A 22,650-nucleotide genomic window follows, 5' to 3' on the forward strand; every position below is an offset into this window, starting at 1 on the left:
GTGTCACCCGCTCAGGGCCGCGACCCGCTGGCGCATGAGCTCGGCCAGGGCCTCGGCGAGCGCGACGGGGTCGATCGGGTGGCTGACGACCTGCTCGGCCTGGGACCAGGTGGCCAGCCAGCCGTCGTCGCGCCTTCCCACCAGCAGCAGGACCGGCGGGCAGCGGTAGATCTCGTCCTTGACCTGGCGGCACAGGCCCATCCCGCCGACGGGGGAGGCCTCGCCGTCGAAGACGGCCACGTCCACGCGCGCGGCGGGATCGGTGTCCTCCAGCCTGCGCAGGACCATGGGCGCGGTCGCGCACTCGACGAACTCCACACGGGGGACGTCGAGGGCGGGGCGGCGGCCGACCGCCAGCCGCACCTGCTCGCGGGTGTCGGCGTTGTCGCTGTAGACCAGCACGCGCATCCTGGCACCCGTGTCCGTACCGCTGACCACCATCGCGCAACCGTCCCATCGCGTCTGTCCGCGGCCGCCGCCGTGGGGGGTGCGGCCGAGGCGTTCGTTGGCTGTATGCCCTCTGACTGTATTGCCTTGCGGCCCCGCTGCACAGAAGCGGCACGGAGGCCGTACCCGGCACTGAGACCTTCGACACCAAGGATGCCAGCACCCCGGGGCCGCCCGTTCACCCGCCCCCGGTTCGGCGTTATGCAACGGTGATGCTTTCGATGCCTGGGCGTTGACCGGCGGAGGTTGAGGCGTCATTGGCAGGGGTACGGAAGGCCTCAGCCGCCCCGGATCGCGATTTTCGGTCCTCCCCGGTGCGCCACGGGACCCGGCGGGGCCGCCGGGCCGCTACAGTAACGTCCCAGTCACGGCGAACAGGACGTCAGCGGCGCCGGGAGCACTTCGAGTCGGCGCTGATCCGCCCCGTTACGGGGGGTCGGGTACGGCCCTCCGCGAGATGCCGTAATAATGCTCCCGTGGCGACAGCAACCGCGAACCCAAAATCAGCACCGACACCAGCACATGGTGCGGCAAAGCGTCCTGACCTGGTGAGCGTTGGCACCATCGTTTGGTTGGCCAACGAGCTCATGTTCTTCGCTGCGCTGTTCGCGATGTACTTCACCATCCGATCGGTGACCAACGGAAACCCCGATCTGGGGCAGTGGCCCGACACCCACCTGAACGTGCCGTGGGCGTCGGCCATCACCGTGGTCCTGGTGGCTTCCAGCTTCACCGCGCAGGCAGGCGTCTGGGCCGCCGAGCGCGGCGACGTCAAGAAGCTGCGCATGTGGTTCTTCATCACGTTCTTCATGGGCCTGTTCTTCGTCCTTGGACAGGCCTACGAGTACTACGAGCTCATCTTCCACGGGGGCCTGACTCTCCAGTCGAGCGCCTACGGGTCGATGTTCTACCTGACCACGGGCTTCCACGGACTCCACGTCATCGGTGGGCTGATCGCGTTCCTCATCATGCTGGGACGCACGTACGCCGCGAAGCGCTTCACCCACCAGCAGGCGACCAGCGCGATCGTCGTGTCCTACTACTGGCACTTCGTCGACGTGGTCTGGATCGCTTTGTTCTTCACCATCTACTTCATCCAGTAACCCGAAACGGGGAAACCGTGAAATGGATTACCGCGCGGCGGCGGCATCCCCTTGCGGGGTATGTCGTCGTCATCCTCGCGCTAGCCCTGTTCGGGGTGGGGTACGCCGCCCTGGCGCCCACCGCCGACCAGGCCCAGGCGCAGACCCTCGCCGCTGACACTCCTCCGTCGCCGGACGACGTCGACGTGGCCAACGGCGAGGACATCTTCAACCAGACGTGTGCGACCTGCCACAACTACGACGGCAGCGGCACGTACGGCGAGGACGGGGAGTACACCCGGGGTCCGGACCTCCGTGACTCCGGCGCCGCGGCCATCGACTTCCAGGTCAGCACCGGGCGCATGCCGTCCATGAACCCCGACGCGCAGATGCCGCGCAAGCCGATGGCGATGTCGGAGGAGGACCTCCAGGACCTGATCGCGTACTACAACGCGCAGATCAGGACCGGCGGGCCCGACGTTCCCTACGACGTCCCCGACGAGGCGCCCGAGCGCGACCAGTTCGAGGACGAGGCCGCCTACGAGGCCGCGCTCGAGGAGTACGAGGCCGAGTACGACGCCTACGTCGAGGGCGCCGACAACACCGACATGGGCATGCGCCTCTACCTGACCAACTGTGCGCACTGCCACGGTTGGTCCGGCGGCGGCGGCGCGCTCACCGACGGCCGCTGGGCCCCGGAGATCCACGACGCGTCCCCGCGTCAGATCTACGAGGCCATGGTCAGCGGTCCCGGCGCCATGCCGATGTTCAGCGACACCGTCGTCGAGCCGGAGGAGAAGCAGGAGCTCATCTCCTACATCAAGACCCTCCAGGCGGAACCCAACGCCGGAGGCATCTTCGACCTCGACCGTGTCGGCCAGGTCGCTGAGGGCTTCATCGGCTGGGTCGTCGGCCTTGCCCTGATCATTGCCTGCGCGATCTGGATCACCGCGAAGCAGCGAGCCCATGACTGAGAACAACACCAACGACAACAACGGGGGGGACCCCACGCCCGAGCGCGTGGTCGGCACCCCCAAGGCCGGGGACCCCGTGGTCTCCGGCACCTCCACGACTTCGGAGGGGGGGCACGAGGGCCCGTACAAGGCCTCCGAGACGCACACGCGGCCGGAGGAGACGCAGCGCCGGGGTGAGAAGGTCGCCTCGGTGTGGTTCGTGATCGCCTTCCTGGCCGGGATCGGCTTCCTGGTCGCCTACTTCCTGTTCGGCCCGAGCCAGATCGCCGACCCGCAGATCGCCCAGTACTCGAACATGCTGCTGGGCGGCACGCTGACGCTGGCGATGTTCGGCATCGGCGCGGGCATGACGGTCTGGGCCCGTCAGGTGATGCCGCACTACGAGGTGGCCTCGCCCTACGACGAGCTGCCCTCGGACGAGAAGGAGAAGGGCTCCTTCAGCGCCTTCTTCATGCAGGGCGCCGACGAGAGCGGCTTCACCAAGCGTCCGCTGATGCGCCGCACGCTCATCCTGGCGATGCTGCCGCTGGGCCTGGCCCCGATCGTGCTGCTGCGCGACACCGGCCCGCTGCCCGGCGACAAGCTCAAGACCACGCCGTGGCAGAACGGCCGTCGGATGTACGTCGAGGGCACCCACCGCGCCATCCGCGCGGAGGACTTCGACAACGACCCCAACGGTATGGTCTCGGCGCTGCCCGCCATCGACGACGACCACTACCCGCACGGGATCAGCCTCGACGACCAGGCCAAGTCCGTCATCCTCCTGATCAAGATCCCGGAGGAGGACTGGCAGGAGCGGATGACGGAGGAGATCGAGGGCACCGACGGCCAGACGCGTCTGAACTGGACGCACAACGGCGTCGTCGCCTACTCCAAGATCTGCACCCACGTGGGCTGCCCCGCGGCCCTGTACGAGCGCACGACGCACCGCATCCTGTGCCCGTGCCACCAGTCGACGTTCGACGCGGCCAACGCGGCCGAGGTCGTGTTCGGTCCGGCGCACCGGCCGCTCCCGCAGCTGCCGATCGGTGTGGATGACGAGGGTTACCTCATCGCGACCGGCGACTTCACCGCGCCGCCCGGTCCGACGTTCTGGGACTACGCGAAGGACTAGTCGATGAGTAAGACCACGCAAGCACCCAAGGCGCTTCGCGGCGTCGGCAACTTCATCGACGACCGCTTCCACCTGGCCAAGACCGGCGAGAAGAACCTGCGCAAGGTCTTCCCGAACCACTGGTCGTTCATGCTGGGCGAGATCGCGCTGTACTCGTTCATCATCCTGCTGCTCACGGGTGTCTTCCTCACGCTCTGGTTCAAGCCGAGCATGGTGGAGGTCATCTACGACGGCTCCTACGAGCGCCTCCAGGGCGTTCCCATGTCGGAGGCCTACGCCTCCACGCTCCACATCACCTTCGAGGTGCGCGGCGGGCTCCTGGTCCGCCAGATCCACCACTGGGCCGCGCTGATCTTCGTGGCCTCGCTCGTCGTGCACATGCTCCGGGTGTTCTTCACCGGCGCGTTCCGCAAGCCGCGCGAGATCAACTGGCTGATCGGCGTCGCGATCTTCACCCTGGCGATGCTCGAGGGCCTCTTCGGCTACTCGCTGCCCGACGACCTGCCCTCGGGCATGGGCGTGCGCATCCTCCAGGGTGTGATGATGGCGCTGCCGCTCGTCGGCCCGTACGTGTCGATGTTCCTCTTCGGCGGGGAGTTCCCCGGCGAGGACATCATCACGCGGCTGTACATGCTGCACGTGCTGGCGATCCCGGCCCTGCTGCTGGGCCTGATCGTGGCGCACTTCATGATCCTGTGGCACCAGAAGCACACCCAGTACCCCGGTACCGGGCGCACGGACAAGACCGTGGTCGGAACGCCCATGTTCCCGGCCTTCGCGGTCAAGGCCGGCGGGTTCTTCTTCTTCACGTTCGCCGTGATCGCCCTGCTGAGCGCGTTCGTCCAGATCAACCCGATCCACCTGTTCGGGCCCTTCACCCCGACGTCCATCACCTCCGGGCTCCAGCCCGACTGGTACATGGGCTTCATGGAGGGGTCGCTGCGCATCTTCCCGAACTGGTTCGACATCGCGCCCTTCGGTTACGCGATCCCGACGGCCGTGCTGGTGCCGGGTCTGATCATCCCGGGTCTGGTCTTCGGCGGCCTGGCCGCCTGGCCGTTCATCGAGCAGTGGATCACCGGTGACAAGCGCGCGCGCAACGTCGCCGACCGTCCGCGCAACGCGCCGGTGCGCACCGGCGTGGGCGCCATGGGCATCACCTTCTACGGTCTGCTCTGGCTGGCCGGGTCCAACGACATCCTGTCGGAGACCTTCTCGATCAACCTGTACCTGACCACGTACATCTTCCGTGTGCTGGTCATCGTCGGTCCGATCGCGGCCTTCTTCATCACCAAGCGGATCTGCCTGGGGCTCCAGCGCCGTGACAGGGAGACCCTGGAGCACGGTTACGAGAGCGGCACGATCCAGCAGCTGCCCAGCGGTGAGTTCGTGGAGGTGCACAAGCGCAGCTCCCCGGAGACGGTCCACGTCCTGGAGAGCAAGCCGGTCATCACCTCGACGGCGCTGGCCGATGACGCCGACGTCGACGACAAGGGTGTGGAGAACCCCGAGGCCCGCAAGGGCAGCGGCAGGCTCCGCAAGGCCCTGGCGCGTTGGTACACCAAGGACGACGTGTCCCTGGAGGGGGTGGAGGCGCACAACGGCCACCACCTGCACCACTCCTCCTCTTCGGAGGTTGAGAAGGAGGCGGCCCACTAGGGCTTCCTCCCTCTTGTCGACGGACCCGGTCGCGGCGCGGCCGGGTCCGTCGTGTTGTGGCCGGGGCCCGCGGGAGGAAGGGCGCGGACTGCGGGGAGAGGGGTGGGTGGCCGCCGACCCGGCGACGTTCCACGCCGGCCCCGTTGGGTCAGCGTCAGGCGGGGCTCCACGGGTGTGTGGCCGGGGTCTGCCGGAGGTTCCGCGCCGGCCCCGCTGTCCCCAGCATCGGCCCGCGCTCCACGGGTGCCCGGCCGAGCACACCTGACAAGGGGCGCCCGCCGGGGCGGGCCGCCGCTGCGCGCTCCACGGGCGGATGGCTGTGCTCGATGCAGGGCCCAACCCCCGCGGTGGAGCGCCGCTGAGCGCTCCACGCCGATTTCCGGGGCGGCCCGGCCGTCACCGGAGCGGCTTCCTCGACCCCACGGGCGTGCGGGTTGCGCGAACGACGGGAGCCGGTCACCCCGAGGGGACCGGCTCCTGTGGGTTCGGGTGGGTCAGCCGGCGTAGATGTCGTCGATCTCCCTGCTCCACTGCTTGCTGACCACGTGGCGCTTGACCTTCAGGGAGGCGGTCATCTGACCGCTCTCCTCGGTGAAGTCGCTGGGCAGGATCTTGAACTTCTTGATCCCCTCGGCCTTGGACACCGCGTTGTTGGCGTTGTCAACGGCCTCCTGGATGGCGGCGTTCAGGTCGGCGTCCCCGGTCAGGTCGGCGATCTCGCCGCTCTTGCCGTTGGCCTCGCGCCACTGGACGAACGACTCGGGGTCGATCGTGATCAGCGCGGCGATGAACTTGCGGTTGTCGCCGACCACCATGCACTGGCTGACCAGGGCGTGGGCGCGGATGCGGTCCTCCAGGACGGCCGGGGCGACGTTCTTGCCGCCCGCGGTCACGATGATCTCCTTCTTGCGGCCGGTGACGCTCAGGAAGCCGTCGTCGTCCAGCGCGCCGAGGTCGCCGGTGCGGTAGAAGCCGTCCTCGGTGAAGGCCTCCTTGGTGGCCTTCTCGTTCTTCCAGTAGCCGACCATGATGTGGTCGCCCTTGAGCAGGATCTCGCCGTCCTCGGCGATCCTGATGGTGGTGCCGGGCAGGGGCTGGCCCACGGTGCCGATCTTGTTGAACTCGGGGCTGTTCACCGACGTGGGGGCGGTGGTCTCGGTGAGGCCGTAGCCCTCGATGATGGTGAAGCCGATGCCGCGGAAGAAGTGGCCCAGGCGCGCACCCAGGGCGGAGCCGCCGGAGACGGCGTACTCGGCGTTGCCGCCCAGGGCGGCCAGGAGCTTGCCGTAGACCAGCTTGCTGAACAGCGCGTGCCTGAGTTTGAGGCCCAGGGGGATCCGGCCGGTGGCCAGGGCCTTGCTGTAGGCGATGGCGGTCTCGGCGGCGGCGTTGAAGATCTTGCCCTTGCCCTCGGCCGTGGCCTTCTGCTCGGCCTTGGTGTAGACCTTCTCGAACACGCGGGGGACCGCGAGCAGGAAGGTGGGCCGGAACGCCGAGAACTGCTCGATCAGCTCGGGGCCGGTGGAGGGGAAGTGGCCGAGGGTGGCCTTGGCCTCGATGACCATGACCTGGACGAAGCGGGCGAAGACGTGGGCCAGCGGCAGGAACAGCAGCGTGGAGGGGTTCTCCTTGCTGCGCAGGACCTGGCGGGCCGGGCCCTCCAGCGCGTTGCGGGAGATGAACAGGAAGTTGCGGTGGGTGAGCTCGCAGCCCTTGGGGCGGCCGGTGGTGCCCGAGGTGTAGATGAGGGTGGCGATGTCGTCGGCCTTGACCGCGGTGCGGCGCTTCTCCAGTGTCTCGTCGCCCACCTCGGAGCCCGCGGAGCGCAGCTCGGCGTATCCGGGGTCGTCGAACCGCCAGACGGGGCCGAGCTCGGGGGTCCGGGCGCGGACCGACTCGACGCGCTCGGCGTGGGCGTCGTTCTCCACGAAAGCGGCCCTGGCGCCGGAGTCGGAGAGGATCCACTCGATCTGCTCGGCGGAGGAGGTCTCGTAGATCGGGACGGTCACGCCGCCGACGGACCAGATGGCGTAGTCGACGACCGTCCACTCGTAACGGGTGCGCGACATCAGGGCGACGCGGTCGCCGTGCTCGATGCCCGCGTCGATCAGGGCCTTGGCGTACGCGGCGATGTCGGCGTGCAGCTCCGCCACGGTGACGTCGTGCCACTGGCCGGACTCCTGGCGACGGGCGGTGACGACGTTGGGCTCGCTGGCCGCACGCGCGTAGAGCGTGTCGGTCAGTCGCGCGTCGTCGGAGATCTCAGCCTTCGCGGGAGAGCTGTATTCGCGCACGTGGTGCTCCTGGACGTGTACGGGTTCGGGTAGTACGGGACGTGATGACCGTAACAACACCACCCTACTCATGAGTAGAACACGTTGTCGTTCGGTACCCAACGGTGACCCTGGGTCGTGGAGGCGGGAATCCGGGTCACTCCCCGTACGCACGCGAGACTATACGCCCGACGTAGCGTTTACGCACGTAGTGAGTGCTATGTGGCTTATGTGTGCTTTGTGAGACTTAAGGATTGTTGGGGTTTCTCTCGGCCGCACGGCCCGCGTCCCTGGTTCGCCCCTGAACCTGCCCTGAGAAACCTCCCCGGCGCCTGGGCGGCCGGTTACCGTGAAGCAGAACGCGGCGCGAAGGAGGAAGTGACATGACGGAGAACACCGGTCGCAACGGCGGTCCGGGTGCGGGCAGGGGTGAGGACCCCGACCTCATCGACGACGCGCTGAAGCTGGTGACCACGCTTCAGCGCAGGCTGCTGACGGCCGGGGTCAAGCGCGGCGTGAGCGCGGTGACCTCGCCGCCCCCGAGCAAGGGCGACGTGTGGGAGGAGGCCATCCGCCTGGAGACGGGTGACCGGCGCCCCCCGCTGGAGGAGCTCCTCGACATCGTGCGCACGTCCGGCCCCGAGGTCGTCGGACACCTCGGCCGCGCCGGACTGGCCGCGGTCGGCGCCCTGGGCCGCACCTGGGACGTGGTCGAGCGCTCCCTGGAGCAGACCCGTGCCGACGACGCCGACGGGCGCCGCCCGCGGGGTGGCGAAGGCAATACGGAAGGTGACGAACGCCAGGTCACCGCAGGGTGAACGGGAGGAGATCACGGTTCGACTCCGGGGGTGTCGGGGGTCGCCTCATGCCTGGTTTAATCAGATGGCACACATCATCTGAAAACACTTTGCCATGAACCTTGAGACTTATGTCAGAGTTCGGGCGTAAGTACGAAGGAGCTGCCCCCATGCTGACCATCGGCGTAGACATCGGCGGGACCAAGGTCGCCGCCGGGGTCGTCGACCCCGAAGGGCAGATCCTCGACAAGGTCAAGTACCCCACCCCCTCCAACGACCCGCAGGCCCTGGCCGACGTCGTGGCCGGGGCCGTAGGGGAGCTGCGCGGCCGACGGGACGCCGACGCGGTCCAGGCCGTCGGGGTGGGTGTGGCGGGGTTCGTGGACGAGGACCGCGCCACCGTCCAGGTCGCCGTCAACCTCGGCCTGCGCGACGAGCCCCTCCGGGACCACGTCCAGGAGCGCGTCGGGCTGCCCGTGGTCATCGAGAACGACGCCAACGCCGCCGCCTGGGCCGAGGCCAGGTTCGGCGCCGGGCGCGGCAGCGACCACATCGTGTGCATCACCCTGGGCACCGGCATCGGCGGCGGCCTGGTCATCGGCGGCGCCCTGCACCGCGGCCGCTACGGCGTGGCCGCGGAGGTCGGGCACTACCGGATGGTCCCGCACGGGCGCCGCTGCGCCTGCGGCAACCACGGCTGTTGGGAGCAGTACGCCAGCGGTCGCGCCCTGGTCGCCGAGGCGCAGGACCTGGCGCTGACCGACCCCGCGGCCGCCGAGCGCATGCTCAAGCTCGCCGACGGCGTCATCGACCAGGTCGAGGGCCACGTCATCACCCAGGCGGCGCTGGAGGGGGACAGGGCCGCCCTGGAGTGCTTCGCCAAGGTCGGGGAGTGGGCCGGACACGGCCTGGCCGACCTCGCCGCCATCCTCGACCCCGAGTGCTTCGTCCTGGGCGGCGGCGTCTCCGACGCCGGGTCCATCCTGCTGGACCCGGTCCGCGCCTCCTTCGCACGCAACGTCCCGGGCCGCCCCGGACGCCGCATGGCCGAGGTGCGCCTGGCCGAGCTCGGCGGTGAGGCGGGCATCGTCGGCGCGGGAGACCTCGCCCGGCACTGACCCGGCCACCGGAGAACGGACGGCCCCCGCGACCTCCCTGTGGAGGTCGCGGGGGCCGTCCGGCGTGTCGGGCTACTCCTCCGCGTCCTTGTCCTTGTTCTTGCGCGCGGCCCGCTTCTCCTCGCGTCGGGCCCGGCGGTCCTCCTTGCGCCGCTCGCGCTCGCTCCGCCTGCGGTCCTTGTCGCTGGCGTGCTGCTCGCGCTTGGCCTCCTTGGCCTCCGCCTCCAGCTCGGCCTTGACCGACTGCGCGTAGCGGTCCACGTACTCCTGGCCGGACAGTTCCATCAGCGCGTACATGATCTCGTCGGTGACGGCCCGCAGCACGCGCGGGTCCTTCTCCATGCCGTGGTAGCGGGAGAAGTCCAGCGGCTTGCCGAACTTGACCTTGGGGCGCACGCCCAGCTTGGGCACGGTGCGGCCGGGGGGCATGATCTTCTCCAGGTTGATCATCGCCATCGGCACCACCGGGGCCTTGGCCTCCAGCGCCAGCCGCGCCACACCCGTCCGGCCGCGGTAGAGCTTGCCGTCGGGGGAGCGGGTGCCCTCGGGATAGATGCCCAGCAGCTCACCGCGCTTGAGCACCCTCAGGCCCGTGCGCAGCGCCGCCTCGCTGGCCTTGCCGCCCGAGCGGTCGATGGGGATCTGCCCCACACCGGTGAAGAACGCCCGGCTCAGCAGGCCCTTGACGCCCGTGCCGGTGAAGTACTCGGCCTTGGCCAGGAAGGTGATCCTGCGCGGCAGCGGCAGCGGACCGAAGAAGTGGTCGGAGAAGGACAGGTGGTTGCTCACCATGATCGCCGGGCCGCGGCGCGGCACGTTCTCCACACCCTCGGCCCGCGGTTGCCACAGCACGGCCAGAACCGGCCCCAGGAACGCCTTGACCACCCAGTAGAACATCGCTCAGATCACCCCTGCACACGCGGGGAGCACTGGGCAGGGTCTGCCACGATTCACCGTCCCGCTCTGCCGACATTGCCAGGAGGGCTCGCGCCCGGAGAGTGGGGGAGGAGCCGCCGCCTGACGTGCGCCATCCTCCCACCGTGCGAGCGCAAGTGCCAAAGCGCCCCCGAACGGGCCGTCGGCCCGACGCAGAAGAGGATACTCAGTCGGCCCGCGTGGCGGGTGCCTGCCTCCGGTCGCGGGGGACGGGGACGTTACTGTGCACTCATGGCGAACGGACCGCCGAACGGTTAGCCTCACGGCAGGAGCCAGGGTTCTCGTGCCTCCGCTCCGGTCGCCGCAACCCCCTTTTTTTTTCCCGAGCACCGCACGATTCCTGGAGCCGCTCCGTGAGACCGACCGACGCCCCTCCCCTGATCCCGGGCGCTGAGCCGTTCAGTCACCGCGGGTCGGGCACGGGCGTCCTGCTCTGCCACGGTTTCACCGGCTCCCCGTACTCGATGCGCCCCTGGGGCGAGCACCTGGCCGCCGCGGGGCTCAGCGTCGAGGCGCCCCTGCTGCCCGGCCACGGCACGGTCTGGCACGACATGAACCTCACCACCAGCGACGACTGGCTCGCCGAGGCCGAACGAGCCCTGCTGGACCTGGCCTCGCGCTGTGAGGAGGTGTTCGTCATGGGACTGTCCATGGGCGGCGCCCTCAGTCTGCGCCTGGCCCAGAGGCACCCCGGCCTCGTGCGCGGGGTCGTGCTCGTCAACCCCTCCCTGGCGGTGGAGGACCGGCGCCTGCCCGTCATCGCACCGGTCCGCCGCCTGGTCTCCCGGATCATGCCCTCCACGCCCGGTCTGGGCTGCGACGTCTCCAAGGACGACACCACCGAGGGCGGGTACGACCGCGTCCCCACCGCGGCCGCGGCGACACTCCCGAAGCTGTGGCGCGAGGTTCAGGAGGGCATGTCCGGTTTGCGAGCGCCGATCCTGGCCTACCGGAGCACCCAGGACCACGTTGTCGGACCGCGCAGTCTGCGTATCCTCGCTAGGAGAGCGGTCAACACCGGGCTGACGATCCACCTGCTCCACGACAGCTACCACGTGGCGACCCTCGACCATGACGCCGCCGTCGTCTTCGACGGGAGCCTCGCCTTCGTGCGAGAGCACAGTAGAAGCGGGGAAGGAGCCGACCGATGACGCAACGTCGGGGGAACGGCCTGCTCGCCGACGCCTACGTTCCGCTGATCCTGCTCGCGCCCTCGCACGCCGACCTCATGCTGGAGGCGCTCCGGCGCAGCGGTATCGCCGCCTACGCCGTGCCGCTGGACGAGGACGTCCTGGAGCCCGCGGGCAGCCAGGCCGACGACCCGCCCACCGACCACCTGTACGTGGACGCCGAGGAGCGGGCCGCCGCCGAGAGGGTCCTGGGCACCGAACTGCCCGACCTGGACGGACAGCCCGAGACGGCCCCCGACCTGCTGGCGCCGCGCGGCGAGCCCCGCTCCGACGCCGACGCAGAGGAGGGCGGGGAGGCCGCCGCCGCGCACGAGGCCTCCGACGCACCGGTCGGCGGCGACCTCCTGGACGGCCCGCCCGCCAACGTCGACCCCGACGCTGCGCCCGCCCGGCCCGCGGACGAGGACGAGGTCTGGAACGACCTGGTCGCCCGCTTCTACGACGACGCCGACACCCGGGGGCAGCGCCGCCGCGCCGCCTGGCCCGACGCCGAGAACCTCAGCGCCTCGGGAGGGGACGCCTCCTCCGGCGGCGACCTCCTGGCCGGAGGGGCCGTCGGCGCCGGGGACGGGGAGGACCGTGAGGCGGAGGGGGAGGAGGCCCGCCGCCGGGCCGAGGCCGACCTGGAGGGCCACTACGAGCCGCCACCGCCGCCGCCCCTGCTCCAGGGCGACCGGGTGGGCATCGCCGCCTGGCTGTGCCTGCTGGGCGCGCCGGTGCTGGTGTTCGGGGCCGCCTTCGTCGGCGTCACCCTGCCCAACTGGCTGATGTTCGCCGCGGTGCTGGCCTTCCTGGTCAGCTTCGTCGTGCTCATCCTGCGCATGACCGACTCCCGTCCGCCCGGAGACGGCGGGCCCGACAACGGGGCGGTGGTCTGACCCCTGGGCTTCGACTTCCCCCTCTGGCGCGCCTTCGCCGTCTTCCGCGCAGCGTCCCTGGTCTACGCCCTGCTCCTCCTCGTCCAGCACCACGAGCACCTGACCCGGCCCTGGCTGGCCTGGACGGTGCTGGCGGTCATGGTCGTGTGGACGGTGTTCACCACCCGCGCCTACGCCCGCCCGCACCTGCGCGACTGGCGCCTGCTCACCGCCGACCTCGCGGTGGCCTTCGCGTGCCTGTTCGCCACCGCGCTGGCGGCCACGCCGTTCTACCTCACCCAGGCCCCGCCGCTGAGCGGCTACTGGTTCGCGGGCACCGCGCTGGCGGCCAGCGTCATCTGGGGCGGGCGCGCCGCCGCGGCCGTCGCCGTGCTCTACGGCGTCGCCGACCTCACCCTGCGCACGGTCATGGACGCCGCCGTCACCGCCGCGACCGCGCGCGGGGTGGTCCTGCTGCTCCTGGCCGGACTGGCGGTCGGGTACATGTCCTGGATGTCGGAGCGGGCCGAACGGCGTTTCGCGCAGGCGGTCGCGCTGGAGGCGCGCACCCGCGAGCGCGAGCAGCTGGCCCGCTCGATCCACGACTCGGTGCTCCAGGTGCTGTCCCTGGTGAGCAGGCGCGGCGCCGAGGCCGGGGGAGAGGCCGCCGAACTGGGCCGGATGGCCGGTGAGCAGGAGGCGCGTCTGCGCGCGCTGGTCGCGATCGGGCTGTCGGAGGGCGCCTCCGCCGGGGCGGACGGGGGAAGCGGTACCAACGGGGCAGGTGGTGCGGCGCCGCCTTCCACGGGGCGCGCGGCCTCGGGGCGCAAGGGCTCCGGACGCGCTGCCGCGGGGGCGGGGGGTTCCGGACGCGCGGCCTCGTCCGGGAGCGAGGCCGCGGTGGACCTGTGCGAGCCGCTGCGCCGCGCCGAGTCGGTCCGCGTGTCGGTGTCCGCGCCCGCCACGCCCGTCATCCTGCCCGCGCACACCGCCGACGAGCTGGCCGCCGCGGTCCTCGCCGCCCTGGACAACGTGGAGCGGCACTGCCCCGAGGGCACGCGCGCCTGGGTGCTGGTGGAGGACGAGGACGACGCGGTGACCGTGTCCGTCCGCGACGAGGGCCCCGGCATCGAACCCGGCCGCCTGGAGCGGGCCCGTGCCGAGGGGCGCATCGGCGTGGCCCAGTCCGTGCTCGGCCGTGTGCGCGACCTGGGCGGCACCGTCGAGTACGTGTCGGTCCCCGGCCAGGGCACCGAGGTGGAGATGCGCGTCCCGCGCCGCTGAGGCCCCGCACGGCTCACCGCCGCGGGCCCCGGCCCGGCTCCTCCTCTTCCTCCTGGTAGGAGAACCGCTGCTCCCGCCAGGGGTCGCCCCGGTTGTGGTAGCCGCGCTCCTCCCAGAAACCGCGGCGGTCCGCGGCCATGTACTCCACCGCGCGCAGCCACTTCACGCTCTTCCACCCGTACAGGTGCGGCACCACCAGGCGCACCGGCGCGCCGTGCTCGGGGGCGAGCGGCTCGCCGTCGCGGTGGGTCGCCAGCAGCACCCCCTCCGCCAGGAAGTCGTCCATGCGCAGGTTCGCGCCGTAGCCGTACTCGCCCCAGGCCATCACGTGCGTGGCCTCCGGCGCGGGCGGGGCCGCGGCGACCAGGTCGAGGGCGCGCACCCCGCGCCAGGGCACGTCCGGGGCGCTGAACCGCATCACGCAGTGGAAGTCGCTCACGGAGTCCGTGCGAGGCAGCCTCGCGAACTCCTCCCAGGTCCAGCGGTAGGCTCCCAGGTCCTCGGTCGCCCCCGTGACCCGAAGGTCCCACCGCTGCGGGCGGAAGGCGGGCACCGGTCCGTAGTGCAGCGGCTTGTGCTCATGGCGCACCGCCTGCCCGGGAGGCATCCGGGGCCGGGCCCTGCCCGTATCGTCCTCGTCCGTTCCCTCGGACACTTCCGTCCCCCTGCTCGTCTTCGGACCCCCGCGGCGCGCCCGACCGGCAGGGCCGGAGCGAACGCCCTCCCCATGGGGGAACGTGCGTCCGGCCATCCTGTCAGGCGCCGACGAGAGGCAGGTCACTCACCCCGGTCGTGCGGACACGCGGCGACCGTGCGCTATAGTTCCAGCCATGCAGCGGAACTTCTGGCGCTTTTATGGCTACCGGCCCGACACCCCGGTCGCCTGTAAAGCGCTGCGCTGACACAGACGACTTGAGCCCCGGGCCGGTAGAGCCCGGGGCTTTTCTCGTTCCGGGCGCCGGTCGGCTCGTTCACCAACCGACAAGCAGCTAGGGACAACGCACATGGTCATCGTGATGGCGCAGGACGCCACCCCCGAGAACATCGACGATCTGGTCGAGCTGGTCTCCTCCGCCGGAGGCGAGGCCTACGTGACGCGCGGTGTGAGCCGCACGATCATCGGCCTCGTCGGTGACGTCGAGCGGTTCCAGGACCTGGGCCTGGCCGCCAAGCCGGGCGTCAGCGACGTCCTGCGCATCTCCGCCCCCTACAAGCTCGTCAGCCGCGAGAACCACGACAGCCGCACCGTCGTCAGCGTGCGCGGCGTGCCGATCGGCGGCGACAACGTCACCGTCATCGCCGGGCCGTGCGCCGTCGAGACCCCCGAGCAGACCCTGGCTGCAGCCGAGATGGCGCTGGCTGCGGGGGCGTCCCTGCTGCGCGGCGGCGCCTACAAGCCCCGCACCTCCCCCTACGCCTTCCAGGGCCTGGGCGAGGAGGGCCTGCGGATCCTCGCCGACGTGCGCGAGGAGACCGGCCTTCCCATCGTCACCGAGGTCGTGGACGCCGCCGACGTCGAGCTCGTCGCCTCCTACGCCGACATGCTCCAGATCGGCACCCGCAACATGCAGAACTTCGCCCTCCTCCAGGCCGCGGGCGACGCGGGCAAGCCGGTCCTGCTCAAGCGCGGCATGAGCGCCACCATCGAGGAGTGGTTGATGGCCGCCGAGTACATCGCCCAGCGCGGCAACCTCGACATCGTCCTGTGTGAGCGCGGCATCCGCACCTTCGAGAAGGCCACCCGCAACACCCTGGACATCAGCGCCGTCCCGGTCGCCCAGAACCTGTCCCACCTGCCGGTGATCGTCGACCCGTCCCACTCGGGCGGCAAGCGCGAGCTGGTGCTGCCGCTCTCGCGCGCGGCCGTGGCGGTCGGCGCGGACGGCGTCATCGTCGACGTGCACCCCCACCCGGAGAACGCCCTGTGCGACGGCCCGCAGGCCCTCCTGGACGAGGACCTGGCCGAGCTGCGGGACCTGGCGGGCACCCTGGCCGCCCTGACCGGCCGCACCCTGACCCCGGCGCCCGGCCGCGAACTGGCCGGTCTGTGAGACCGCGGGGCTGAACACGACGGCGCCCCGGCCGCTCCCCGCACGCGGGGCGGGGCCGGGGCGCCGTCGTCGCCGGTCAGGCGGTGGCGGCCACCGACGCGGACGCGGGCGCCACGCGCTTGGGCGCGGCGTCGCCCAGGAAGCTGGGCTTGTGCACCTGCGCGGTGGTGACCAGGTGCTCGGCCAGCTCCTCGGCGTCCAGGCGCTTCTCGATCTGGCGCAGGTCCGGGATCTTGGCCGCGGTCTCCACCTGGCGCGGGGTCAGCATGGTGCAGCAGTCCTCGTCGGGCAGCTCCGAGATGGCCAGGGTCCCGATCCGGCGGGCCTGGTCCATGATCTCGGTCTTGTCCATGCCGATGAGCGGACGCAGGATCGGCAGGTCCACCGCGTCGTCCAGGGCGGTCAGGTTGGTCATGGTCTGGCTGGACACCTGGCCCAGCGCGTCACCGGTGACCAGGCACTCCGCGCCCAGGTCGTCGGCCAGGGCCTCGGCGGTCTTGAGCATGAGGCGGCGCTGGGCGACGATCTGGAGCCGCTCGATCCCCGAGCTCTTCAGCTGCTGCTGGGCCTTGCCGAAGGGGATGACGAACAGCCGCGAGCCCACCTGGTAGCGGTCCAGCTGGCGGACGAGGCTGTAGGCCTTGTAGATCGACTCCGGGCCGGTGAACGGCATACCGGAGAAGTGCAGGAAGTCGACCTTGAGCCCGCGCCGGATCATCCGGTGCGCGGCGACGGGGGAGTCGATCCCGCCCGACATCAGCACCAGGCCGCGGCCGCTCATCCCGGCGGGCAGGCCGCCCTGGCCGGGCACGCCGTCGGTGAACACGAACGCCTCGTCCTTGTCCACCTCGACGAACAGGGTGTTGTCGGGGCGCTTGAGGTTGACCTTGTAGCCGTGCGCCTCGATGATCTTCGAGCCCAGGTACCCCGCCAGCTCCGACGAGGTCATCTCGAAGCGCTTGTCGCGGCGCCGGGCGCGCACGGCGAAGGTGCCCTCGCGGCCCTCCATGACGCGCACGCCGATGTCGGTGACGGCGTCCAGGTCCTTGGGCACGCGGCGGACCAGGTGCACCCAGACCACGCCCATGACGTTGGCCATGCGGTCGGCGATCTCGGCGACCTCCAGGTCGGAGGCGCCGGGCTTGCGCACGATGATCACGCCCGCGCCGCGCTGGGAGAGGCGGATCTCGCCCAGGTCGCGCACGGAGGAGCGGATGTTGTTGTGCAGCCGCCGCTCGAACAGCTTGCGGTTGGAGCCCTTGAGGACGATCTCGCCGAGCTTCATGAGCACGCAGAGCTCGCCGAGCCCGGCGTCGGCCCCGGCCAGGGCTGCGGGGGGCGGCGCGGACTCAAGCGACGCGGACATGGTGCTACCTCCGGTGGATACCTTCGTGTCCCGGTGTGAGGTGGGAGTGGCGGTGACGGGGCCGGGAGCGTTCATCGCCACCCTCCAGTATCGAACATCCCGTCCACCGCTCCGTCCGTTTCCGGACGGGACGGGCGGGAGGCGGTGGGCACACGGCGGCCGCTCCCCGAACGCGGCGCGCCCCCCTCCCTGGGAGCTGGGAAGGGGGCGCGGACCGTTCCGGCGGGGGTCGGCGCACGTGGCCGGCGGCCGGGGAGCCTCGGAAGAATCCGGTTCCCGGGCTCCGGGTCCTCGGGCCGCGTGGTCCGCGGCCGTGCCCGGCCGGAGCCGTGCCTAGCCGAAGAAGACCTCGGCCTCCTCGTAGCGCGCGGAGGGCACCGTCTTGAGGGTGTCGGTCGCCTCGGCCAGGTTCACGCGGACGATGTCCGTGCCCTGGAGGCCGACCATCTTGCCGAACGCCTTGTCGTGCACGGCCTCGATGGCGTTCACGCCCAGACGGGTGGCCAGCACGCGGTCGAACGCGGTGGGCGTGCCGCCGCGCTGCACGTGGCCCAGGACCACCGAGCGGGCCTCCTTGCCGGTGCGCTTCTCGATCTCCTCGGCCAGTCGCTGGCCGATGCCGCCCAGGCGCACGTGGCCGAAGGAGTCCGTCTCCCCGGTGGCCAGTTCCATCTGGCCCTCCTTGGGGTGCGCGCCCTCGGCGACCACGATGATCGGCGCGTACTGGGTCTCGAAGCGGCTCTCGACGTGCTTGACGACCTCGTCGATGTCGAAGGGCCGCTCGGGGATGAGGATGACGTTGGCGCCCGCGGCCATGCCCGAGTGCAGCGCGATCCACCCGGCGTGGCGGCCCATGACCTCCACGACCAGCGCTCGGTGGTGCGACTCGGCGGTGGTGTGCAGGCGGTCGATCGCCTCCATCGCGATGTTCACGGCCGTGTCGAAACCGAAGGTGTAGTCGGTCGCGTTGAGGTCGTTGTCGATGGTCTTGGGCACGCCGACGACGTTGACGCCGCGGTCGTGCAGCTGGCGGGCCACGCCGAGGGTGTCCTCGCCGCCGATGGCGACCAGGGCGTCGACGCCCAGTCCGGCCATGTTGTCCTTGACCCGCTCGACGCCGCCCTCGATCTTCATGAGGTTGGTGCGCGAGGAGCCCAGGATCGTGCCGCCCCGGGGCAGGATGCCGCGCACGGCGGTCACGTCCAGCGGCATGGTGTCGCCCTCCAGCGGACCGCGCCAACCGTCCCGGAAGCCGACGAACTCGTAGCCGTAGTCCTTGATGCCCTTGCGGACCACTGCGCGGATGACCGCGTTCAGACCAGGGCAGTCCCCACCGCCGGTCAGCACCCCGACTCGCATACGAACTCTCCTCGACGTTGTGTGCTTTTACGGCGCATGGCGCCATATGGTCTAGACCATAGTGGGAGCGGTGATCCGGGGCCAACCCGGGGAGGCGAATAGGCGGTGAACGCGCCCGGCGCGTACGGGGCAGACGGCGCGGACCGCGCGAAGCGGACGCGCGGGCGCGCGTCAGTCGTCCAGGCCCCGGTCGATGGCGTACCGCACCAGCTCCACCCTGTTGTGCAGGTGGAGCTTGGTGAGGGTGTTCTGCACGTGGTTCTGTACGGTGCGGTGGGAGATGCCCAGCCGCTGCGCGATCTGCTTGTAGGCCAGCCCCTTGGCGACCAGGCGCAGCACCTCGGTCTCGCGGGGGGTCAGCTCGGGCGCCTCCGGCTCCCCGGAGCGGTCCGCCGACGAGAGCCTGCGGTACTCGCCCAGCACCAGCCCGGCCAGGCCCGGGGTGTAGACGGCCTCGCCCGCGTGCACCCGGCGCACCGCGTCCAGCAGTTCCTCCCGTCCCGCGGACTTGACCAGGTAGCCGGTCGCCCCGGCCTTCACCGCGGCCAGGACGTCGTCGCTGGCGCCGCTCGCCGACAGCACCAGCACCCGCGGGGGCGGGGACAGGGCCACCAGGCCCGCGGTCAGCTCGACCCCGCTCATGTCGGGCAGGTGCAGGTCCACGACGGCCAGGGTGGGACGCGCGGCCGGGGCGATGCGCAGCGCCTTGGCGCCGTCGCCCGCGGTGCCCACGACCTCGATCCCGGCCTCGCCGAGGTCGCGCGCGACCGCGTCGCGCCACATCGGGTGGTCGTCCACCACCAGTACCCGGATCTCCTCGCTCGCCATGCAGGTGACCTTATCCCGGACGGCGCACACGGCGAGGGGGCGGGACCGGATCCGGTCCCGCCCCCTCGCCCGTACCTCAGGCGCCGGGCCCGGGCGGGTCAGTCGTCATCGTCGTCGCCACGGCCGTTGCCGCCGCCCTCGCCGAAGTCGCCCAGGTCGATGCCGCCCGGAGTCGCGGTGATCGTGATCTCCGTGTCCTCGGGCGCCCTGCCGGTGTGCGACTGGTGGGCCACCTCACGGCCGCCGAAGACGCGCTCGACCTTGACCTTGAAACCGGCATCCTCCAGTGCCTCACGCGCCTCATTGACGCGCATGCCGACCACGTCGGGGATGTCCACGCCGGGCGGGCCGGTGGAGACGGTCAGGGTGACGGTGCCGCCGGAGCCGATGCTGGAGCCGCTGTCGGGGCTCTGCTGGATGACCTTGCCCTCCTCGACGTCCGCGCTCTCCTCCTCGACCACCTCGACGGACAGGCCCTCGCCCTCCAGCATCTGGCGGGCGGTGTCCAGGTCCTCGCCGACCACCGCGGGCACCGGGATGCCCTGGCTGACGGTGAGCGTGACCGGTTCCTCCCGGTCGGCCTCCGCGCCCGCCTCGGGAGAGGTGGAGATCACCGCGCCGGGCTCGATCTCGGTGGAGCTCATGTCCTCCTGGACGATGTTGTCCGGGGCGAAGCCGAGGTCCTCCAACTCCTTGAGGGCGTTGGCGGCGTCCATCTCGACCAGGTCGGGCATCTCCACCGTCTGCGGGCCCTTGGACAGGTACACGGTGACCACGTCGTCGGGGGACAGGCGGGCGCCCACCTCGGGGTCGGTCTCGCCGACCGTGCCCGGCTCGGCGTCGCTGTAGACGGTCTCGGAGGACAGGTCGTAGCGCAGGCCCTCGTCGCGGATCATCTGGCTCGCGGCCTCGGGGTCGCTGCCCACCACGTCCGGGACGTTCTCGTACTGGCCGACGAGGAACCACCAGCCCGAGCCGAGCAGGACGATGGCCAGGACCGCCGCGCCGATGCCGATCAGCAGGTTGCGGCGGCGCCGGTCGTCGGGACCGTCCCGGTAGTCGTCGTACCCGTCGTCGCCGTACCCGTCCTTGTCGCGGTCGTAGTCGTCGTAGCGGTCGCCCTCCAGGCCGGCGGAGGCCATGTCCACGACCATGGTCGCGTTCTCGGTGCCCGGACCGGCGCCCCCGGCGATGAGCTGGGGGGCGGTCACCGAGGCAGTGACCGCCGCGGCCGGGGCGACGGGTGCCAGCGGGGCCTGGTCCGCGGCGGAGGCGGGGGTGTCGGGCAGGCCGTTGAGCACCGCCAGGACCTTGGCCAGGTACTGGCCCGCGTTGCTGGGGCGGTACCTGGGGTCGCGCTCGGTGGCCTTGGTGACCAGGGCGTCGACCTCCGCGGGCAGGCCGGGCAGGAAGTGCGAGGGACGCGGGACGTCCTCGTTGACGTGCTGGTAGGCGATCGCGATGGGCGTCTCGCCGGTGTGCGGCTGACTGCCGGTGAGCAGCTCGTAGAGCATGATGCCCGCCGCGTACACGTCGCTGCGGGCGTCGGCGACGCCCTTCTCGATCTGCTCGGGGGCCAGGTAGGCGGCGGTGCCCATGAGGGTGCCCGTGCGGGTCAGCCCCTGGTTGGACTGCTCCACGGCGCGCGCCAGGCCGAAGTCGGCGACCTTGACCCGGCCGTCCTCGGTGATGAGGACGTTCTCGGGCTTGACGTCGCGGTGCACCATGCCCGCCTGGTGGGCGGCGCCGAGCGCGGCCAGCACCGGGGCCATGGCGTTCAGGGCCTCGTGGGCGCCGAGCCTGCCCCGAGACTTGAGCAGGTCGCGCAGGGTGCGTCCGGGCACGTACTCCATGGCCAGGAAGACGTGCCCCTGGTCCTCACCCTGGTCGAAGACCTGCACGACGTTGGGGTGGGAGAGCTTGGCGACGGAGTGCGCCTCGTTGATGAAGCGCTGCACGAAGGTCGGGTCCTGGGCCAGGGAAGGGTGCATCACCTTCAGGGCCAGCCGTCGGTCCAACCTCAGGTCGTGGGCGACGTAGACGGTCGCCATCCCGCCTCCGGCGATCCTGGACTCCACGAAGTAACGTCGGTCCAGGGTGGCGCCTACGAGCGGGTCGGAAGTCGTCATGTCCACGGCGGAGTAGTGTCCTTGCTGCGGGGAGCGCGGGCTGTCGCGGCCGGTGGCGCGTACCCGACACCGGGTGTCGAACCGACACGATAGCGGAAGCCCACGCCAGGTCTGCCCCGCGGTTCGCGGTCGCGCCGTCCCGTTCCAGTGTCGGTGGGGCCCGTGGGGCCCCGGGGAGGCCTGCTCGGCCTCCCGGGGGTGGATCCCGGTCCCCGGCCGGGGCTAGCCCGGTCTGGGTGGTGTGTGCTTCACCGGTCGGTGGATTGTCCCGTTCCCGGTGAGGCCCGCTCTGTTCGCGGTGGGACGCTCGCGCCTGGGTTGTCGTGGTGTGTGGGGTGTTCCCTTCCGGGCCGCACACTCGTTCCACGGTAGAGGACGGCACCAAACGCCCCAGGTGGGACGCACCGGTCCGCGGGGTGGAGGTGGCCTAACTCACGGACGGCGAGGAGGCCTGGGCGTGACGCCGCACCGGGATGCGGCCCGCCAGGCGCGCGCCGCGGCCCGCGCGTACGGCGTCGCGCATCGCGGCGGCCATGCGCACCGGGTCCTGGGCACGGGTCACGGCCGTGGCCAGCAGGACCGCGTCGCAGCCCAGCTCCATGGCCAGGGCGGCGTCGCTGGCGGTGCCGATCCCCGCGTCCACGATGACCGGCACGCCGGCCTGCTCGACGATCAGTTCCAGGTTGTGCGGGTTGCGGATGCCCAGCCCCGAGCCGATCGGGGCGGCCAGCGGCATCACCGCGGCACAGCCCACCTGCTCCAGCCGCCGGGCCAGTACGGGATCGTCGTTGGTGTAGGGCAGCACGGTGAAGCCCTCGTCCACCAGCTGTTCGGCGGCGTCCAGCAGCTCGACGGGGTCGGGCAGCAGCGTGTGCTCGTCCGCCACCACCTCCAGCTTCACCCAGTCGGTGTCCAGCGCCTCGCGCCCCAGCCGGGCGGTGCGCACCGCGTCGACGGCGGTGAAGCACCCGGCGGTGTTGGGCAGCGCCCGGATCCCGTTGCGGGTCAGGATGTCCCACACCGACCCCTGGGTGCCGGGCGAGACCCGGCGCATCGCCACGGTGGTCAGCTCGGTGCCGGAGGCGATCAGGGCCTCCTCCAGGACCTCCAGGGAGGGGGCCCCTCCGGTTCCGGTGATCAGTCGGGACCCGAAGGAGGTTCCCGCGATCACGAGGTCGTCGTTCAA

At 71.1% G+C, this 22,650-nt stretch carries 19 protein-coding genes; 10 read left to right on the forward strand and 9 right to left on the reverse strand.

Translation table 11 applies throughout. The annotated features are described in order from the left end of the window. Positions 1–3: 3 nt before the first annotated feature. Positions 4–441: a hypothetical protein gene (locus tag HGB44_RS13465; protein ID WP_061080944.1), complete on the reverse strand. Its 438-nt coding sequence runs from the start codon at positions 439–441 to the stop codon at positions 4–6. A gap of 482 nt (positions 442–923) precedes the next feature. Here HGB44_RS13465 and ctaE point away from each other — a divergent pair, with 482 nt between their 5' ends. The 4 genes from ctaE to qcrB are packed head-to-tail and all read left to right on the forward strand — an operon-like array spanning position 924 to position 5,276. Beyond that, a complete protein-coding gene (gene ctaE, locus HGB44_RS13470) occupies positions 924–1,550 on the forward strand; it encodes an aa3-type cytochrome oxidase subunit III (protein ID WP_013154151.1) in 627 nt (208 codons plus the stop codon). Positions 1,551–1,567: 17 nt separating this feature from the next. Then, positions 1,568–2,503: a cytochrome bc1 complex diheme cytochrome c subunit gene (qcrC, locus tag HGB44_RS13475; protein ID WP_082768391.1), complete on the forward strand. Its 936-nt coding sequence runs from the start codon at positions 1,568–1,570 to the stop codon at positions 2,501–2,503. Further along, entirely contained in the window at positions 2,496–3,617 is a 1,122-nt protein-coding gene (gene qcrA, locus HGB44_RS13480) for a cytochrome bc1 complex Rieske iron-sulfur subunit (protein ID WP_061080943.1), read from the forward strand. Before qcrC ends, qcrA begins: the two co-directional genes overlap by 8 nt. A gap of 3 nt (positions 3,618–3,620) precedes the next feature. Next, positions 3,621–5,276, forward strand: coding sequence for a cytochrome bc1 complex cytochrome b subunit (gene qcrB, locus HGB44_RS13485; RefSeq protein WP_061080942.1), 1,656 nt, complete (start codon positions 3,621–3,623; stop codon positions 5,274–5,276). 494 nt (positions 5,277–5,770) lie between these two features. Here qcrB and HGB44_RS13490 read toward each other — a convergent pair whose 3' ends face one another. Next, complete coding sequence (locus HGB44_RS13490; RefSeq protein WP_061080941.1) at positions 5,771–7,570, reverse strand: AMP-dependent synthetase/ligase; 1,800 nt, start codon at positions 7,568–7,570, stop codon at positions 5,771–5,773. A gap of 362 nt (positions 7,571–7,932) precedes the next feature. Between HGB44_RS13490 and HGB44_RS13495 the strand changes: the two genes are divergently transcribed. Continuing rightward, on the forward strand, positions 7,933–8,367 hold the full coding sequence (locus HGB44_RS13495; RefSeq protein ID WP_061080940.1) for a hypothetical protein: 435 nt from the start codon (positions 7,933–7,935) through the stop codon (positions 8,365–8,367). Positions 8,368–8,516: 149 nt separating this feature from the next. Continuing rightward, on the forward strand, positions 8,517–9,464 hold the full coding sequence (locus HGB44_RS13500) for an ROK family glucokinase (protein ID WP_061080939.1): 948 nt from the start codon (positions 8,517–8,519) through the stop codon (positions 9,462–9,464). A 72-nt stretch (positions 9,465–9,536) separates the two neighbouring features. Here HGB44_RS13500 and HGB44_RS13505 read toward each other — a convergent pair whose 3' ends face one another. Next, entirely contained in the window at positions 9,537–10,361 is an 825-nt protein-coding gene (locus HGB44_RS13505; protein WP_061080938.1) for a lysophospholipid acyltransferase family protein, read from the reverse strand. A 392-nt stretch (positions 10,362–10,753) separates the two neighbouring features. Here HGB44_RS13505 and HGB44_RS13510 point away from each other — a divergent pair, with 392 nt between their 5' ends. The 3 genes from HGB44_RS13510 to macS are packed head-to-tail and all read left to right on the forward strand — an operon-like array spanning position 10,754 to position 13,731. Further along, positions 10,754–11,551, forward strand: coding sequence for an alpha/beta hydrolase (locus HGB44_RS13510; RefSeq protein WP_061080937.1), 798 nt, complete (start codon positions 10,754–10,756; stop codon positions 11,549–11,551). Beyond that, complete coding sequence (locus tag HGB44_RS13515; protein ID WP_061080936.1) at positions 11,548–12,468, forward strand: hypothetical protein; 921 nt, start codon at positions 11,548–11,550, stop codon at positions 12,466–12,468. The genes HGB44_RS13510 and HGB44_RS13515 overlap by 4 nt, the downstream gene beginning before the upstream one ends. 3 nt (positions 12,469–12,471) lie before the next feature. Further along, positions 12,472–13,731 carry a MacS family sensor histidine kinase gene (gene macS, locus HGB44_RS13520; protein ID WP_267909087.1) on the forward strand — a complete coding sequence of 420 codons (1,260 nt, stop codon included), beginning with the start codon at positions 12,472–12,474 and terminating at the stop codon, positions 13,729–13,731. Positions 13,732–13,744: 13 nt separating this feature from the next. On the opposite strand, the gene HGB44_RS13525 is transcribed toward macS, so the two are convergent. Then, positions 13,745–14,338, reverse strand: a complete 594-nt coding sequence (locus tag HGB44_RS13525; RefSeq protein ID WP_061080934.1) for a molybdopterin-dependent oxidoreductase — start codon at positions 14,336–14,338, stop codon at positions 13,745–13,747. 397 nt (positions 14,339–14,735) lie between these two features. Here HGB44_RS13525 and aroF point away from each other — a divergent pair, with 397 nt between their 5' ends. Beyond that, positions 14,736–15,782, forward strand: coding sequence for a 3-deoxy-7-phosphoheptulonate synthase (aroF, locus tag HGB44_RS13530; RefSeq protein ID WP_061080933.1), 1,047 nt, complete (start codon positions 14,736–14,738; stop codon positions 15,780–15,782). Positions 15,783–15,858: 76 nt separating this feature from the next. Here aroF and thiI read toward each other — a convergent pair whose 3' ends face one another. The 5 genes from thiI to HGB44_RS13555 all read right to left on the reverse strand — a co-directional run bounded on the left by thiI (position 15,859) and on the right by HGB44_RS13555 (position 22,650). Continuing rightward, on the reverse strand, positions 15,859–17,148 hold the full coding sequence (gene thiI, locus HGB44_RS13535; protein ID WP_061080954.1) for a tRNA uracil 4-sulfurtransferase ThiI: 1,290 nt from the start codon (positions 17,146–17,148) through the stop codon (positions 15,859–15,861). A 333-nt stretch (positions 17,149–17,481) separates the two neighbouring features. After that, entirely contained in the window at positions 17,482–18,507 is a 1,026-nt protein-coding gene (locus HGB44_RS13540; RefSeq protein WP_061080932.1) for a 6-phosphofructokinase, read from the reverse strand. Positions 18,508–18,678: 171 nt separating this feature from the next. Further along, positions 18,679–19,335 (reverse strand): response regulator, encoded by a 657-nt coding sequence (locus HGB44_RS13545; RefSeq protein ID WP_061080931.1) that lies wholly within the window; start codon positions 19,333–19,335, stop codon positions 18,679–18,681. Positions 19,336–19,433: 98 nt separating this feature from the next. Beyond that, the gene (gene pknB, locus HGB44_RS13550; RefSeq protein ID WP_061080930.1) at positions 19,434–21,470 is read right to left on the reverse strand and encodes a Stk1 family PASTA domain-containing Ser/Thr kinase; all 2,037 of its coding nucleotides are present in this window, start codon (positions 21,468–21,470) and stop codon (positions 19,434–19,436) included. 421 nt (positions 21,471–21,891) lie between these two features. Next, a complete protein-coding gene (locus tag HGB44_RS13555) occupies positions 21,892–22,650 on the reverse strand; it encodes a thiazole synthase (RefSeq protein WP_061080929.1) in 759 nt (252 codons plus the stop codon).

Origin of the sequence: Nocardiopsis alborubida (assembly GCF_012396365.1) — a bacterium.
GTDB classification, from domain to species: Bacteria; Actinomycetota; Actinomycetes; order Streptosporangiales; family Streptosporangiaceae; genus Nocardiopsis; species Nocardiopsis alborubida.